General features: G+C 42.3%; 12 protein-coding genes. 10 read left to right on the plus strand and 2 right to left on the minus strand.

Translation table 11 applies throughout. The features are described 5' to 3' along the window. Window positions 1–6: 6 nt before the first annotated feature. Both ppsR and A8O14_RS08390 read right to left on the minus strand, forming a co-directional pair. Entirely contained in the window at window positions 7–1,431 is a 1,425-nt protein-coding gene (gene ppsR / locus A8O14_RS08385) for a transcriptional regulator PpsR (protein WP_068949095.1), read from the minus strand. A gap of 22 nt (window positions 1,432–1,453) precedes the next feature. Further along, window positions 1,454–2,284: a cobalamin B12-binding domain-containing protein gene (locus tag A8O14_RS08390; RefSeq protein WP_068949096.1), complete on the minus strand. Its 831-nt coding sequence runs from the start codon at window positions 2,282–2,284 to the stop codon at window positions 1,454–1,456. Between the two features lie 198 nt (window positions 2,285–2,482). Between A8O14_RS08390 and bchF the strand changes: the two genes are divergently transcribed. The 10 genes from bchF to puhC are packed head-to-tail and all read left to right on the plus strand — an operon-like array spanning window position 2,483 to window position 14,597. After that, window positions 2,483–2,956 carry a 2-vinyl bacteriochlorophyllide hydratase gene (bchF, locus tag A8O14_RS08395; protein ID WP_068949097.1) on the plus strand — a complete coding sequence of 158 codons (474 nt, stop codon included), beginning with the start codon at window positions 2,483–2,485 and terminating at the stop codon, window positions 2,954–2,956. Further along, complete coding sequence (locus A8O14_RS08400) at window positions 2,953–4,245, plus strand: ferredoxin:protochlorophyllide reductase (ATP-dependent) subunit N (protein WP_068949098.1); 1,293 nt, start codon at window positions 2,953–2,955, stop codon at window positions 4,243–4,245. The genes bchF and A8O14_RS08400 overlap by 4 nt, the downstream gene beginning before the upstream one ends. Before the next feature lie 11 nt (window positions 4,246–4,256). Next, entirely contained in the window at window positions 4,257–5,879 is a 1,623-nt protein-coding gene (bchB, locus tag A8O14_RS08405) for a ferredoxin:protochlorophyllide reductase (ATP-dependent) subunit B (RefSeq protein WP_068949099.1), read from the plus strand. Further along, complete coding sequence (locus A8O14_RS08410; RefSeq protein ID WP_216217836.1) at window positions 5,869–9,651, plus strand: magnesium chelatase subunit H; 3,783 nt, start codon at window positions 5,869–5,871, stop codon at window positions 9,649–9,651. The genes bchB and A8O14_RS08410 overlap by 11 nt, the downstream gene beginning before the upstream one ends. Continuing rightward, entirely contained in the window at window positions 9,651–10,562 is a 912-nt protein-coding gene (bchL, locus tag A8O14_RS08415) for a ferredoxin:protochlorophyllide reductase (ATP-dependent) iron-sulfur ATP-binding protein (RefSeq protein ID WP_068949101.1), read from the plus strand. Before A8O14_RS08410 ends, bchL begins: the two co-directional genes overlap by 1 nt. A gap of 2 nt (window positions 10,563–10,564) precedes the next feature. Then, complete coding sequence (bchM, locus tag A8O14_RS08420; RefSeq protein WP_068949102.1) at window positions 10,565–11,269, plus strand: magnesium protoporphyrin IX methyltransferase; 705 nt, start codon at window positions 10,565–10,567, stop codon at window positions 11,267–11,269. Then, window positions 11,262–12,692: a BCD family MFS transporter gene (locus A8O14_RS08425; RefSeq protein ID WP_068949103.1), complete on the plus strand. Its 1,431-nt coding sequence runs from the start codon at window positions 11,262–11,264 to the stop codon at window positions 12,690–12,692. The genes bchM and A8O14_RS08425 overlap by 8 nt, the downstream gene beginning before the upstream one ends. Before the next feature lie 23 nt (window positions 12,693–12,715). After that, window positions 12,716–13,480, plus strand: coding sequence for a photosynthetic reaction center subunit H (gene puhA / locus A8O14_RS08430; protein WP_068949104.1), 765 nt, complete (start codon window positions 12,716–12,718; stop codon window positions 13,478–13,480). Beyond that, on the plus strand, window positions 13,477–14,157 hold the full coding sequence (gene puhB / locus A8O14_RS08435; protein ID WP_068949105.1) for a photosynthetic complex putative assembly protein PuhB: 681 nt from the start codon (window positions 13,477–13,479) through the stop codon (window positions 14,155–14,157). The genes puhA and puhB overlap by 4 nt, the downstream gene beginning before the upstream one ends. Beyond that, on the plus strand, window positions 14,154–14,597 hold the full coding sequence (puhC, locus tag A8O14_RS08440) for a photosynthetic complex assembly protein PuhC (RefSeq protein WP_068949106.1): 444 nt from the start codon (window positions 14,154–14,156) through the stop codon (window positions 14,595–14,597). The genes puhB and puhC overlap by 4 nt, the downstream gene beginning before the upstream one ends.

Raw genomic sequence — 14,597 nt, forward strand, 5'->3', positions numbered from 1 at the left:
GAGGCCTTATGAATCTAAATCATCGCTAGCATTGTTATCGACAATACCAAAACGTCTCATTTTGATATAGAGACCTTGGCGTGATAATCCCAGTAGCTCGGCAGCTGAGGCCCTATTAGACATGGTGAGATCGAGGGCTGCTAGGATACAGAGTTTTTCAATAATGTCTGTTGTTTCAGTGACAATTTGCTTAAGCGGAACTTTGCCAACTAATTGGGTAAGCTCTTTTGCATTCTTGCCCAAGTTATCTGATTTGCCTGCTGGCTCACGAGAAGTTTTTGATATTTGATGAATGCCAATGGCTACAGCTGACAATTTTCCAGCATTGAAATTTGTTGCCGATATGACAACATTTATCGGTGAGCTGCCATCATCAGTAGTGATGGTGCTTGCATAGTCTTTAATTACCCCGTACTCACGTACAGTCCCGAGAATAATTTTTAAATCAATACTTGCTCTACCAAGCCATAGCTCAAAAGACTTACCAAGAATATTATCTTTCTGAGTAGTTTGTGACATCGAAAGAAAAGCGTTATTCGCGGTCAAAATAACGCCATTTGTACTGCAAATGATGAAGCCATCTTGGAAATCTTCGATTGCTTGTGATACCAAGACGCTTTGATCGCTTGCATTACCAACTTGAATGCCACTAGCTTTAGGCTTTACCGTAACTAGGCAGATATTGTGATTACCTTCGCGTAAAAGTACGCTGGAAATTTCTACATCTTCCTGAAGGTTCTCTAGGGTCGAATGAATAGAGGATTGCATGATCCCCGACTTAGATCCAGTAAGGTATTCTTGTATAGCGACATGATCCTTAGTCGGAAAAAGATTGGTAAATAGCTTGCCCTGAATCTTTTTAAGATCACCTACTAAAAACCCGGCGGATTTATTTACTTCTAAAATTTTCAGAGTCAAGCTATCAATTATTAAATAGGCCTGATCAATGCTATTAAATAATTGTAAGTATCGATTTTCTATTGCATGAAGACTCGCATAGTCCCGCTCAATTTCTTGTTGAGATTGAACTAATTTTTGCTGAAGGGCAGATAGACCGCTAAGATCTTTTCCGATTGCAATCAGCTTATTTTGTTGCTGAAAAAAGAGCGTACTAAATTGAATGGGGATAGAAGAAGAGTCACCCATCTCTTGATTTACTTGACGCCAATTCTGCTCTTCACTATTGCTGATTGTTTTAAGTAGTGCGTTTACCTTCGGCTGGCTATCAATCGCAACAGTATCTATCCATTTTTTCCCAAGCAATGACTGTGTTTTGGTGTGAACTGGTTTTGAGCCGTCGATGACTTTCTCAATCATTCCAGACTGATCGATGACTAAAACGAGATCTACAGAATGCGCAAGCAGAGAAGCTGCTTGATTTACATTTAATGTATTTAGTTCGGGTGTGGCTAAATTCACAATTTTGGTCACAATATTTTTTCTACTTATGCATCTAAGTGTTATTTTCTATTAGGCTGAGATGCTGATCTAACTTTTGCACAGATTCTTCAGGAGTAAAAGCTTTGACATCTGCCTGAATATGATTAAACTTTTCAGGCGATTTATTATAGAGCGGACCTCCTATGAGAACAAGGATTTGAGGGTTATTAGATTTCCCCTTGAGCAACTTAATTAAGCTTGGAAGCTCCTGAAGTTGTTCATAAGTAGAAATAGATATTCCTAATACATGGTGATGTTTTGATTCAATTTCATGAATTATTGCATTCAGTCCATTATTAGCTGGCCGATAAACCTGCCAGCCAGAATAGGTAAAGAAGTTGGATAAGATTAATGTTCCAAGAGAGTGCTGCGAGTCCGGAAAGAGAGAGATCAGAATTGACTTGTCCTGTCGCTTTTCTAATTGAGTAGCTTGGAATAAGTAATCAAGCTTATGTATTGCGCGCTCTAGCTTTCCAACCCCAATGGATACCTCGGCAAAACTTAATGTATCTTCTTCCCATTGCTTCCCCAGCTTCTTGGCGATTTCAGGAATAAGCTCTAAAACAATATAGTTAATTGATGCTCCATGAGTTTTTAATACGGTGATTGCAAGCTCGAATGCGCCTTCTTCTGTGTCAAGTAATAACTCGGTAATTTTGCATACCTGCTCTTCATTTAACGCTTTTTGGTTGTTATGTTGAGCTGCTGGAGCTTGAATCCAGCTTTCATTGGATGGTGGGTTAAGGGTTGACTTATCAACCTTGCGTTCAATCTCTTCAATTAGCCTGGGTAATTGAGTGCTGAAAACTTCCCTGATGAGTTCTTTTTTGACTAAGGTGTCCATCAATGCCCCCGAGGATAAAAGTTGCTTATCAACGTTACTTATATGTAAAATAAATATTACATTTATGTCCTCAATAATGCAATTATTTTCAATAATTAAGGGTAATTACCTATCTTTATAGGGGTAAATACTAGTTTTAGTAAGACATATTTGGCGTAAAGTTTTGTTTACACAAAGCCAATAAGGCAACGCCAAAAAATGAAGATTAGTAAGCCACTTTACAGCCAAGAGCAGCGTGCAAAACGCGATGCGACTGTGTGGACCTTGGTTCAGGGAATCTTGGCGCCAATTCAATTTTTAGTTTGTTTAATTAGCCTCACTTTAGTCTTGCGTTACCTCATTAGTGGTGAGGGGTATGAAATAGCAACTATCTCTGTGATATTCAAAACGATCTTCCTCTATCTAATCATGTTGACTGGAAGTATTTGGGAGAAGGTTGTATTTGGTAAATATCTTTTTGCCGAAAGCTTCTTTTGGGAAGATGTATTTAGTATGCTCGTGATCTCTTTGCATACTTTGTACCTTTATTTCCTCATCGTTGGGGGAATGGGTAAAGAGGGTTTAATGCATCTCGCATTAGCTGCATATGGCTCCTACTTGATTAACGCTGGGCAATTTATTTATAAGCTTAGGATGGCCCGCCTGCAAGTGAGTAATGGGGTGGTTGTATGAATGCCATTGTTGATTTACCCCAAGACCATTTAAATAAATCAGGGAAAAATATTCCTATTTATAAAGAACGTGGTCAAAGAGAGGTGTTTTGTGGTCTGACAGGAATTATTTGGCTGCATCGTAAGATTCAAGATGCTTTCTTCTTAGTTGTCGGTTCTCGTACTTGCGCACACTTAGTGCAGTCTGCGGCTGGCGTAATGATTTTTGCCGAGCCTCGTTTTGCTACGGCCATTATTGATGATCGTGATCTAGCGGGTTTGGCAGATGCGCACGAGGAGTTAGATCGCGTTGTGAAAGCACTGCTAGCTAGGCGTCCAGATATTAAGATGCTTTTTTTAGTTGGCTCTTGTCCATCAGAAGTAATTAAATTAGATCTATCTCGCGCTGCTCAGCGATTGAGTAAAGAATTTGTCAGCAAATGCCGCATATTAAGTTATTCCGGCAGTGGGATTGAGACAACTTTTACACAGGGTGAGGATGCTTGCTTGGCTTCACTCATTAACGATACCCCTAAACAGGTGGCGGCAAAAGACAAAAATCTATTAATCGTAGGTTGCTTGCCAGACGTGGTTGAAGATCAATTTAAACGACTTTTTACTGAGCTTGGCATTGAAAATGTTTCCTTTTTCCCGCCAAAAAACTCTCAACAGTCAATTGAAATACACGGTAATACACAATACTTATTGGCTCAGCCATTCTTAGCTGAGACAGCTAGATTGATTGAGGAACGTGGCGCAAAAAGAATCGCAGCACCTTTTCCTTTCGGAATTGAAGGAACTACCGCCTGGCTAAAAGCAGCCGCTCATTTGTGGGGAATTACATCAGAACATTTTGAAGGTGTAACTCAGGGAAAAATTGAGCGGGCAAAAAAAAGTTTGGCACGCTATCTTCCGGCACTGGAAAACAAGACCATTTCTTTTTTCCCGGACTCGCAATTAGAAATTCCTTTGGCGCGATTTTTATCTCGTGAGTGCGGTATGAGGGTGCTCGAAATTGGGACGCCTTACCTTCACAAGCAGCATTTAGAGTGCGAGCTCGATTTATTGCCAGAGGGCTCAAAAATTGTAGAGGGGCAGGATCTTGAGCGCCAATTAGATCGTTGTCGCGCCGATCAACCCGATATTGTGGTTTGTGGCCTTGGGCTGGCAAATCCGCTAGAAGCAGAGGGAATCACTACAAAGTGGTCTATTGAGCTGGTATTTAGCCCCGTGCATGGCTATGAGCAAGCTGCTGATTTGGCAGAGCTTTTCGCACGTCCTTTAAATCGCAGTATGAAGTTAGCGGCATAAGGAATAGGGCCATGCAACTAACACTCTGGACTTATGAAGGCCCTCCACATATTGGTGCAATGCGAATTGCTGCATCAATGACTGACTTACATTATGTTTTGCATTCTCCCCAGGGAGATACTTACGCAGATTTACTGTTTACGATGATTGGCAGGTCTCGTAAGCGTCCTCCAGTCACCTATACGACCTTTCAGGCAAGGGATCTAGGGGGGGATACTGCCCAGCTATTTCAGGATTCTGTGAATAACGCATATCAGCGTTTTCAACCTAAGGCGATGATTGTCGGAGCATCTTGTACTGCAGAGTTAATTCAGGATGACCCAGGTGGTCTAGCTAGAGCACTTACTCTGCCAATCCCGGTGATTCCTCTAGAGCTACCTTCGTATCAGAAAAAGGAAAACTGGGGCGCCTCAGAAACTTTCTATCACATTGTTCGTGGTTTGGTAGCTGTAGATAAATCCATTTCAGCGCAACAGTATCAAGAGAATCGCACTGCTAGTAAGCAAGAAGGTCAGAAACCTACTTGCAATATTTTGGGACCAACAGCCTTAGGGTTCAGAAATCGTGATGATGTACAGGAGATTCAGGGCTTATTGGAATCTATGGGCATTGAAGTGAGGGTAGTAGCCCCTTTAAATGCATCTGTATCTGATCTGTCCAAGATCACGAAGGCTGATTTCAATGTGTCACTCTATCCTGAGATTAGTCAGCTGACTTGTACTTGGTTGAATAAAACCTTCGGACAGCCATTTACAAAGATCATTCCAATTGGTACAAAAGCGACTAGGGCATTTATTGAGGAGGTAGCACAGCTCGCCAATCTTAATCCTGAGTCCACCTTAGCAAATCAAGAGGAGCGGGCACACTGGTATGCAAAATCAGTTGACTCTACCTATTTAACTGATAAAAGGGTCTTTATCTTCGGTGATGCAAGTCACGTTATCGCTGCAGCCAAGGTGGCCGCAGAAGAAATTGGTTTCAAGGTGGTTGGTCTTGGAACCTATAGCCGTGAATTTGCTCGTGAAGTACGCGAAGCAGCAAAACTGTACGATGTTGAAGCGCTAATTACTGATGATTATTTAGAGGTCGAGCAAAAAGTATCTGAATTAGCTCCAGATCTAGTTTTAGGTACTCAGATGGAGCGCCATATCGCTAAGAGATTAGGCATTCCTTGCGCAGTAATTTCTGCGCCAGTGCATGTACAAGACTTCCCTGCGCGCTATTCTCCTCAGATGGGCTTTGAGGGTGCCAATGTCTTATTTGATACCTGGATTCATCCTCTGATGATGGGGCTTGAAGAGCATCTAATCATGATGTTCCGGGATGATTTTGAATTTAGTGCAAAAGCTGCGCCTTCTCATTTAGGGCATGCAGCCCCACCCGAATCTAGCCAGCCAAAGACCTCACAGATTTCTGTAGCAAGCCCATCTCCCATCAAGATTAATGCAGGAGAGGCAATATCTAGCTCTATTGATAGTTTGTGGGCTGCCGATGCTGAAAAAGAGTTAGGTAAGATTCCATTTTTTGTCAGAGGGAAGGCGCGTCGTAATACTGAAAAATTTGCAGTTGAGCATGGTATTAGTCACATCACCATTGAAACCCTCTACGATGCAAAGGCTCACTATGGTAGATAAGCATATTCCGATGAGAGTTGCAATTATCACCATGGATACGCACCTATCTAGCGCGACAGAGAGGGCTCGTTATGCACTTAAAAAGAAAATTCCAGGACTGGAATTATCTATTCATGCTGCTTCAGCTTGGACGGTCGATAGCAAAGCGCTTGATAGCTGCATTCATGATATCGAGGCAGCTGACATTCTGATTGTGACGATGCTGTTCATGGAAGATCACTACAAGCCTGTAATTGAGGCCTTAAAAGCTCGCCGTGATCATTGTGATGCCATGATTTGTGCAATGTCAGCAGGTGAAGTGGTTTCCCTCACTCGTATGGGCGGGTTCGATATGGGTAAGCCGGCGACTGGATTGATGGCTTTATTAAAGCGTTTGCGCGGAAATAAAGAGAAGGCTCAAACTGGTGGTGCAGCACAAATGCGAATGCTGCGTCGTTTGCCAAAAATTCTTCGATTTATTCCAGGTAACGCACAAGACGTCAGAGCCTATTTCTTGACATTGCAATATTGGTTGGGTGGCTCCGAGGAAAACCTCTTCCATATGGTGACCAATTTAGTTAATCGTTATGCCGCCGGTGAGAGACAAGTTTTAAGGACTAAAGAAAAGCTTATTGAGCCAGTCATATATCCTGATAACGGCATTTATCATCCACGGCTCAAAGGCCGTATGAGTGAGTCTATTGATGATTTACCTAAATTGGTTTCTGATAAGAAATCCAAAGGTCGGGTTGGACTGCTTTTGCTGAGATCTTATATCTTGGCTGGCAATACTTTGCATTATGACTCAGTGATTGCTTCGCTAGAAGCTCAGGGTTTACAGGTTCTACCAATCTTTGCTGTTGGTCTTGATGCAAGACCTGCGATAGATCAATTTTTCTACCAAAATGGAAAAAATATAGTTGATGCAGTAGTTTCTTTAACTGGATTTTCATTGGTTGGCGGTCCAGCATATAACGATGCAAAAGCAGCTGAAGAAGTATTAGCATCTCTTGATGTGCCTTACCTTGCAGCACAGCCACTGGAGTTCCAGACATTAAATGAATGGGGTAGCTCTGATCGCGGATTACTCCCAGTTGAAAATACCCTGATGATTGCCATACCAGAATTAGATGGTGCGATTGTGCCTATGGTATTTGGTGGTCGCGCAGGTGATGCTGATGTGCAATGCAAGGGCTGTCATAAAGGCTGTGTATTTGAGGCCAGCATCAATCGGCATGACATGCACACTTGTGTAGAACGAACTGCAATGTTGGCTGCAAGAGTAAGTAAGTTGGTCGCTTTGCGTAAATCAGAGATGGCCAATAGAAAAGTTGCGCTAGTCATGTTTAACTTTCCTCCAAATGCTGGCAGGGTAGGAACGGCGGCACACCTAAGTGTATTTGAGTCAGTCTTCAATACATTAAATAGCCTTAAGGCAGAGGGATACACAGTTGATGTACCGAACTCAGTAGATGAGTTTAGGAATCAAATACTGGCGGGGAATTCTAAAGAATTTGGTACCGATGCAAATGTACATACGCAAGTTGACGCAAACGACTACATCAAACGTGAGCCTTGGCTAAAAGAGATTGAATCCCAATGGGGTCCTGCACCAGGTACTTTTCTAACGAACGGAGCCTCAATTTTTATTCTTGGAAAACAGTTTGGAAATGTTTTTGTAGCACTACAGCCTGGATTTGGTTATGAAGGCGATCCTATGCGCTTGTTGCATGAAAAAGGATTTGCTCCTACCCATGCTTTTTCAGCGTTCTATCGCTATATTCGAGAAGACTTTGCAGCATCCGCTGTGCTTCATTTTGGCACGCATGGTGCACTTGAATTTATGCCTGGTAAGCAATCGGGTATGTCCGGCGCTTGCTGGCCAGACCGTCTAATTCATGATTTACCAAATCTTTACATTTATGCATCAAACAATCCTTCCGAGGGTGCGATTGCTAAAAGACGTGCTGGAGCAACGTTAATTAGCTATTTGACTCCACCTGTGTCTCAGGCTGGCTTGTATCAAGGCCTGCTTGAGTTTAAGGAAGCGGTTGAACATTGGCGCAAATTAGCTCCAATGGCTAAAGATACCTCATGGGATGCCAATCAAATCGAGCTATTGGATTCATTGCAAGCGCAAGCAGTGAGTTTAGAGTTTGAAGTAGCTGAGCCCTTATGGAAAAATTTAGATGCAAATAAAGTCAACGCAATTGTTTTACGTCTTAGTGAAAAGATTCTCGAATTAGAGTACGCCCTAATTCCTTATGGATTACATATTTTAGGAGCGCCTGTAAATTTTGAGCAAAGTATTGAGATGCTACTCAGTTACTTATCAGTTCAAGATGGTGAGCTACAGAATATTAATAAAGAAGCTTTAGCTGAGTTGATTCAAGGTGGTGGGATTGAGCTATTCGCAAAAAACCAAAATTTAACACTTAGTGAGAGCCTAAGGACCGAAATAAACCAAGTATTAACAATGTATCGTGAGCTTCAATCTGATAGTGAAATGCAGGGTATTTTAAAAGCCTTGGATGGTCGTTACATCAGGCCAGCGCCTGGCGGAGATGTTCTGCGAAACCCACAAGTCTTACCTACTGGTCGTAATGTTCACGGTTTTGATCCATTTCGTATTCCTAGTAAGTTCGCTATGAAAGATGGTCAATATCAGGCAAGCAAGCTTCTGGAGCGTTATCAGGCTGATGGAAATCCTTTGCCAGAGTCGATTGCTATGGTTTTATGGGGTACTGATAATTTAAAAACTGAGGGCGGTCCCATCGCACAAATATTTGCGTTGATGGGCGCATTACCCCGTTTTGATAGTTTTGGTCGGTTAGCAGGAGCCCAATTAATTTCCTTGGAAGAGTTGGGGCGTCCAAGAATAGACGTCATGGTATCGATTTCTGGAATTTTTAGAGACTTGATGCCATTACAGATTCGGATTCTTGCAGAAGCCGCCTATTTAGCTGCATCAGCTGACGAACCATTAGAGCAAAATTTTATTCGTAAACATGCACTTTCGTATCAGGCATTGCATCAATGCGATCTCGAAACTGCATCATTGCGTGTTTTCGGTAATGCTGAAAGTGCTTATGGCGCTAATGTCAACATGATGATTGACAATGGATTATGGCAAGATGAAAACGAATTAGCAGAGACATATACGCGTCGTAAAAGCTTTGCATACGGAAGAGCCGGTACCCCTGTATTGCAGTCAGAGTTACTCAATAATATTCTTGCAGATGTTGAACTAGCTTATCAAAATCTCGATTCAATCGAGTTGGGTGTTACTACTATTGATACTTATTTTGATACCTTAGGTGGTGTTAGTAGGGCTGTTCGCAGAGCCAAGGGCGGAAAAGCTGCACCAGTATATATAGGCGACCAAACTAAGGGTGACGCTGTAGTTAGAACCCTAAATGAGCAAGTTTCTCTTGAAACCCGCTCACGCATGCTAAATCCAAAGTGGTACGAAGGAATGTTAAAGCACGGCTATGAAGGCGTTCGTCAACTAGAGAGTCACTTAACCAATACTGTTGGTTGGTCAGCTACTACTGGCCAAGTAGAGCCCTGGGTGTACCAGCATTTAACCCAAACATTCATCCTAGATCCTGAGATGCGTGAGCGTTTAATGAGTTTAAACCCAGCCTCATCTGCAAAGGTTGCAAGTCGTTTATTAGAGGCTTCCGAAAGAAACTATTGGAAGCCTGAACCATCCGTATTGGAAACATTACGTCGTGTAGCCAATGATTTTGAAGATCGACTTGAAGGTGTCTATGAAGGAGTACCTATTTAATGAACACAGTTAGTGTCCCAGTTTCATCCATCGGTACTAAAACTAAGCCATTAGATGGTGAGGGTAGCTTGCAGGTACACCTTGACCCTAATGAAAAGATCGGCAATGCAAAGGTATTTGCTATTTATGGCAAAGGGGGAATAGGCAAAAGTACAACATCCTCAAACTTATCTGCAGCTTTCTCTTTGTTAGGCAAGCGAGTAATACAGATTGGTTGTGATCCTAAGCATGACTCTACTTTTACTTTGACTAAAAAACTCGTTCCGACAGTGATTGATATTTTAGAGTCGGTTGATTTTCACTCTGAAGAATTAAGGGTCGAAGATTTTGTTTACGAGGGATTTAATGGGGTTATGTGCGTGGAGGCGGGTGGACCCCCTGCAGGAACAGGATGCGGTGGATACGTCGTTGGTCAAACCGTCAAATTATTAAAAGAACACCATTTACTTGAAGATACGGATATTGTGATCTTTGACGTTTTGGGGGATGTAGTTTGCGGTGGATTTGCTGCTCCTTTGCAACATGCTGATCGTGCCTTAATTGTCGCTGCAAATGATTTTGACTCTATTTTTGCAATGAATCGAATTGTTCAGGCAATTAGTGCAAAGGCTAAAAATTACAACGTAAGGCTAGGTGGCGTAATTGCAAACCGCAGTCAAGACACAGATCAAATTGATAAATTTAATGATCGTGTTGGCTTGAAGAAGATGGCCCACTTTCCTGACTTAGATGCTATTCGTAAAAGTCGCTTAAAGAAGTGCACCATTTTTGAGATGGAGTCTACGCCAGAAATCGAGAAGGTTAAGGAGGAGTATCTTCGCTTGGCAGCCAGCTTACTGTTAGATGATGACCCCTTAATCATGGAATCACTCAAAGATCGTGAAATTTTTGACCTACTAGGATTCGATTAATCATGGATGCTATTTCATATTTAAGTAGACGGGGTAAGTTGCAAGATTATTTTGATCGTACAGCTCTCGACGCATGGGCGAAACTGACATCGGATGCACCAGTAAGCGGAATTCGGGCCACTGTGAGAGCGGGTCGAGATCAAATGCGCAATAGCATCATTGGTCGATTACCAGAAAACCTTCATGGAAAAAGAGTCCTTGATGCGGGATGTGGCACCGGAGCTTTAGCACTTGAGTTGGCAAAAAAAGGCGCTAAGGTAATGGCCGTTGATTTATCTCCTCAGCTCATCAAATTAGCCCTAGACAGAATTGCCGAGCATGATCGCCAAAATATAGAGTTTCATGCTGGCGATATGCTGGATGAGGCTTTAGGTAAATTTGATTATGTAGTAGGGATGGATTCAATGATTCACTATTGTGCTGCCGACATGCTGGTAGTCCTGGAGAAGTTATCACCTCGTGTTAAAGACAAGATCTTATTTACATTTGCGCCGAGCACCTTACCGTTAGAGGTCATGATTCGAGTTGGTCGCCTGTTTCCAAGAAAGAACCGGGCTCCTTTCATTGAGCCTATAAGTCACATAAAGCTTCAAAAGCTCATCTCCCAATCTCCATGGTTCGTTGAATGGGGAGCCCCCTTTACTAATTTGGTATCAAGTGGATTTTATAAGTCGCAACTGATGGAGTTGCAAAAAAATCATGATTAAATTATCAAGGATGGCTAAGACATGGATGAGGATAGACCCACGGTTTTTGCCTTTTGCTCATGTAGCCACTCCTAATTTGCCTTTGAGCCGACTCTTACGACTTTCATTGTTCCAAGTTTCAGTTGGCATGGCCACCTCATTGTTGGTTGGAACCTTGAATCGTGTCATGATTGTTGAGTTAGGAATGGAATCATGGTTGGTTGCGTTGATGGTAGCGCTCCCCTTGATTTTTGCCCCATTTAGAGCTCTTATTGGTCATAAGTCTGATGTTCATCGGTCAATTTTGGGCTGGAGAAGAGTTCCTTATATTTGGATTGGTACTTGGCTGCAATTTGGCGGTCTTGCCATCATGCCTTTTGCTTTAATCATTCTCTCTGGGGATAGCCATTGGCCGATTTGGTTTAGTTATTTAGGAGCCGGATTTGCCTTCCTGTTAGTTGGTGCTGGGATGCAGACAACTCAAACAGCTGGTTTGGCTCTTGCGACGGATTTAGCCGATGAAAAAAATAGACCCCGAGTGGTAGCAATGATGTATGTGATGTTGCTAGTGGGGATGGTAGTAAGCGGAATTTTATTTAGTATATTTCTGAAGCCGTTTAGCCCATTACAACTTGTTAAAGTAATCCAGGGTGTAGCTTTAGTTACCTTATTGCTAAATATTTTCGCACTTTGGAAGCAGGAGGCAAGGCAACCAAAAAATACATCCCCCTCCATTCCGCAGCCTAAATTTAGCCAAAGTTGGCAAGACTTTATTAAAGCACCCAATGTACGCCGTTTTTTAATTATGTTGGGGCTTGGTACCACTGCTTTTAGTATGCAAGACATCATTTTGGAGCCTTATGGCGGTGAAATCTTAAAACTCGATGTATCTGCAACTAGTTTCCTAACTGCTTTAATTGCCTGTGGATCATTAACAGCATTTTCTCTCTCTGCGCGATGGTTAAGTCGAGGATATAACGCATACAGAATAGCTTCTGTTGGTCTATTGCTAGGTTTGATTGCATTCACATTAGTCATTTTTTCTGAACCTATGGATTCGCCAAATTTATTCAGGGCAGGGGCTTTGTTGATCGGCTTTAGTGGCGGCTTATTTGCGGTCAGTACGCTGACCATTGCAATGAGCATGGATAAAGAAAATATGAGTGGAATGGTAATAGGCGCTTGGGGGGCTGTTACAGCAACATGTTCCGGTATTGGCATGTCATTGGGTGGTGTGGTGCGCGATGTAGTAGCCGATCTGGCGATGAATGGAGTGATAGGTTCTGCGCTAATAAGTCCTGCAACTGGCTATAGCTTCGTCTATCACATTGAAATTTATTTGTTGTTTATTACTTTGATTGCTTTAGGTCCGTTGGTCAACAAAGGATCCAATAAGGTTGGTTCAAAAATGAGTAAGTTTGGTCTAGCTGATTTTCCAGGCTAGTTTTTTTAAAGAAGGAGAGAAAAATGGGTACAGGTGCAATTACACAATATGTTGATGTAGCTCAAGTTGTGGTTTACCTTTTTTTGTTTTTCTTTGTTGGATTGGTTGTCTATCTAACATTGGAAAGCAAAAGAGAAGGTTTTCCATTGGAGACCGAGCGTTTTGGAAAGATTCGTCGCGAGTATGGAATTCTTGGTATGCCGCGTATTAAAAAGTTTGTTACAGAATTTGGCGAGACTTATTTTGCCCCAATGGCAAACCCACCTAACACTGAAAAAGTTTCAGCAGTGCCTATTCATCCATGGAATGGTGCACCCTTAGCGCCAGTTGGAAACCCTCTCCTAGCCGGTGTTGGCCCTGGTTCATATGCAAATAGAGCTGATCATGTTGATTATGATTTAGAAGGTCATGCACGTATCCGTCCATTGCGAAAATTACACGAAATTTCAATATCTAAGATTGATACCAACCCAATTGGCTTAAGTGTTATTGGAGCGGATGGCCAAAAAGCCGGAACTGTAACGGATGTCTGGGTAGATCATATGGAAATGTTGATTCGCTATCTAGAGGTAGATGTTGCTGGCAATAGGACGCTGCTACCAATCAATTTTTCACGGATAGGCAAGAGGGACATCAAAGTTCAGTCAATTCTTGCCAGTCAATTTAATCAGGTCCCTAAGACTAAGCATCCGGAAGAAGTTACTCTGCTAGAGGAAGAAAAAATCATGGCCTACTTTGGTGCGGGCACTTTATATGCCACTCCAGGTCGTCAGGAACCGCTGATATGAGTTTGAATATCCACAGCAGTCCGGAGCATGAATTTGAGCCTGAACTAGGGCTTCCTGAAAAGCTGCCGGAAGGGGAGAAAGTATTATGGCAAGGCTCTCCAGATCTGAAAACTTTATTGCTTAAAGTTTTTCATATGAAGGGTCTTGTCCTATATTTTGGGTTATTGCTAGCCTATCGAGTTATTAGTGGCGTGCTAGATAGTGATCCCCTATACCCCATGCTTCTCTCAATATTGCAAATAATTATTTTTTCAAGTTTGGGACTTGGCTTAATTGGCTTATTAGGCTATCTCATGGCATCTACAGCTGTGTATACGATCACTAATAAAAGGGTGGTGATGCGGATTGGGATTGTGCTCAATATGACTTTTAACTTTCCACTTAAACAGATCGAGTCAGCCGATTGCGGGCTTACTAAAGATGGTTGTGGCGATATCTACATGAAGTTAATTAAGGGAACTAAGATCGCTATTTTTCATCTTTGGCCCCATTCAAGACCGACTAAATGGGCTGTTCCGCAACCTAGCTTAAGGTGTATCAAGAATTGTGCTGAAGTTGCGCAAATTTTGGTTGATGCCTGGTCTGTGCAAAATAATGTGATTTCGCGTTCTGTTCAGATCAGCAATAACATATCAGATGAGTCAAAGCGTCATTTCACAGGGGTTGAAACAGCATGATTCTTCAGATGACTACTGCACGCATACAAAATTACATTGGATTGGTAATTTTTGCTGCTTTGGTGATGGTAGTTATCGGTGTGGGAAGTTTCATGAAGGCTGGAGCATTAGAGCGCCAGGCAGATGCTAGTGTATTGGTTCAAAAAGATCTCTATTTTAGGGATCTACCGGATGGATCGGTTGGGGTTATTTCAGCTAATAATGGAGAAGTAATTGCGCAAGTAACAGGGCAAGCTGGATTTGTGAGGGGGATTCTCAGGGCAATGGCGCGTGAACGTCGTATTCGTCAAATTACAAGTGATGAAGCTTTTTTATTGATTAGTCACTCTGACGGTAGGCTAACTTTAGTAGATCCGGCTACTCAGAATCGAATTGATTTAGAGTCATTTGGAAAAGATAACGCGGCTGAGTTTGCTGCATTTTTAAATAGTCCGAGGTAG

It is taken from the genome of Polynucleobacter wuianus, assembly GCF_001659725.1.
Taxonomy (GTDB): Bacteria; Pseudomonadota; Gammaproteobacteria; order Burkholderiales; family Burkholderiaceae; genus Polynucleobacter; species Polynucleobacter wuianus.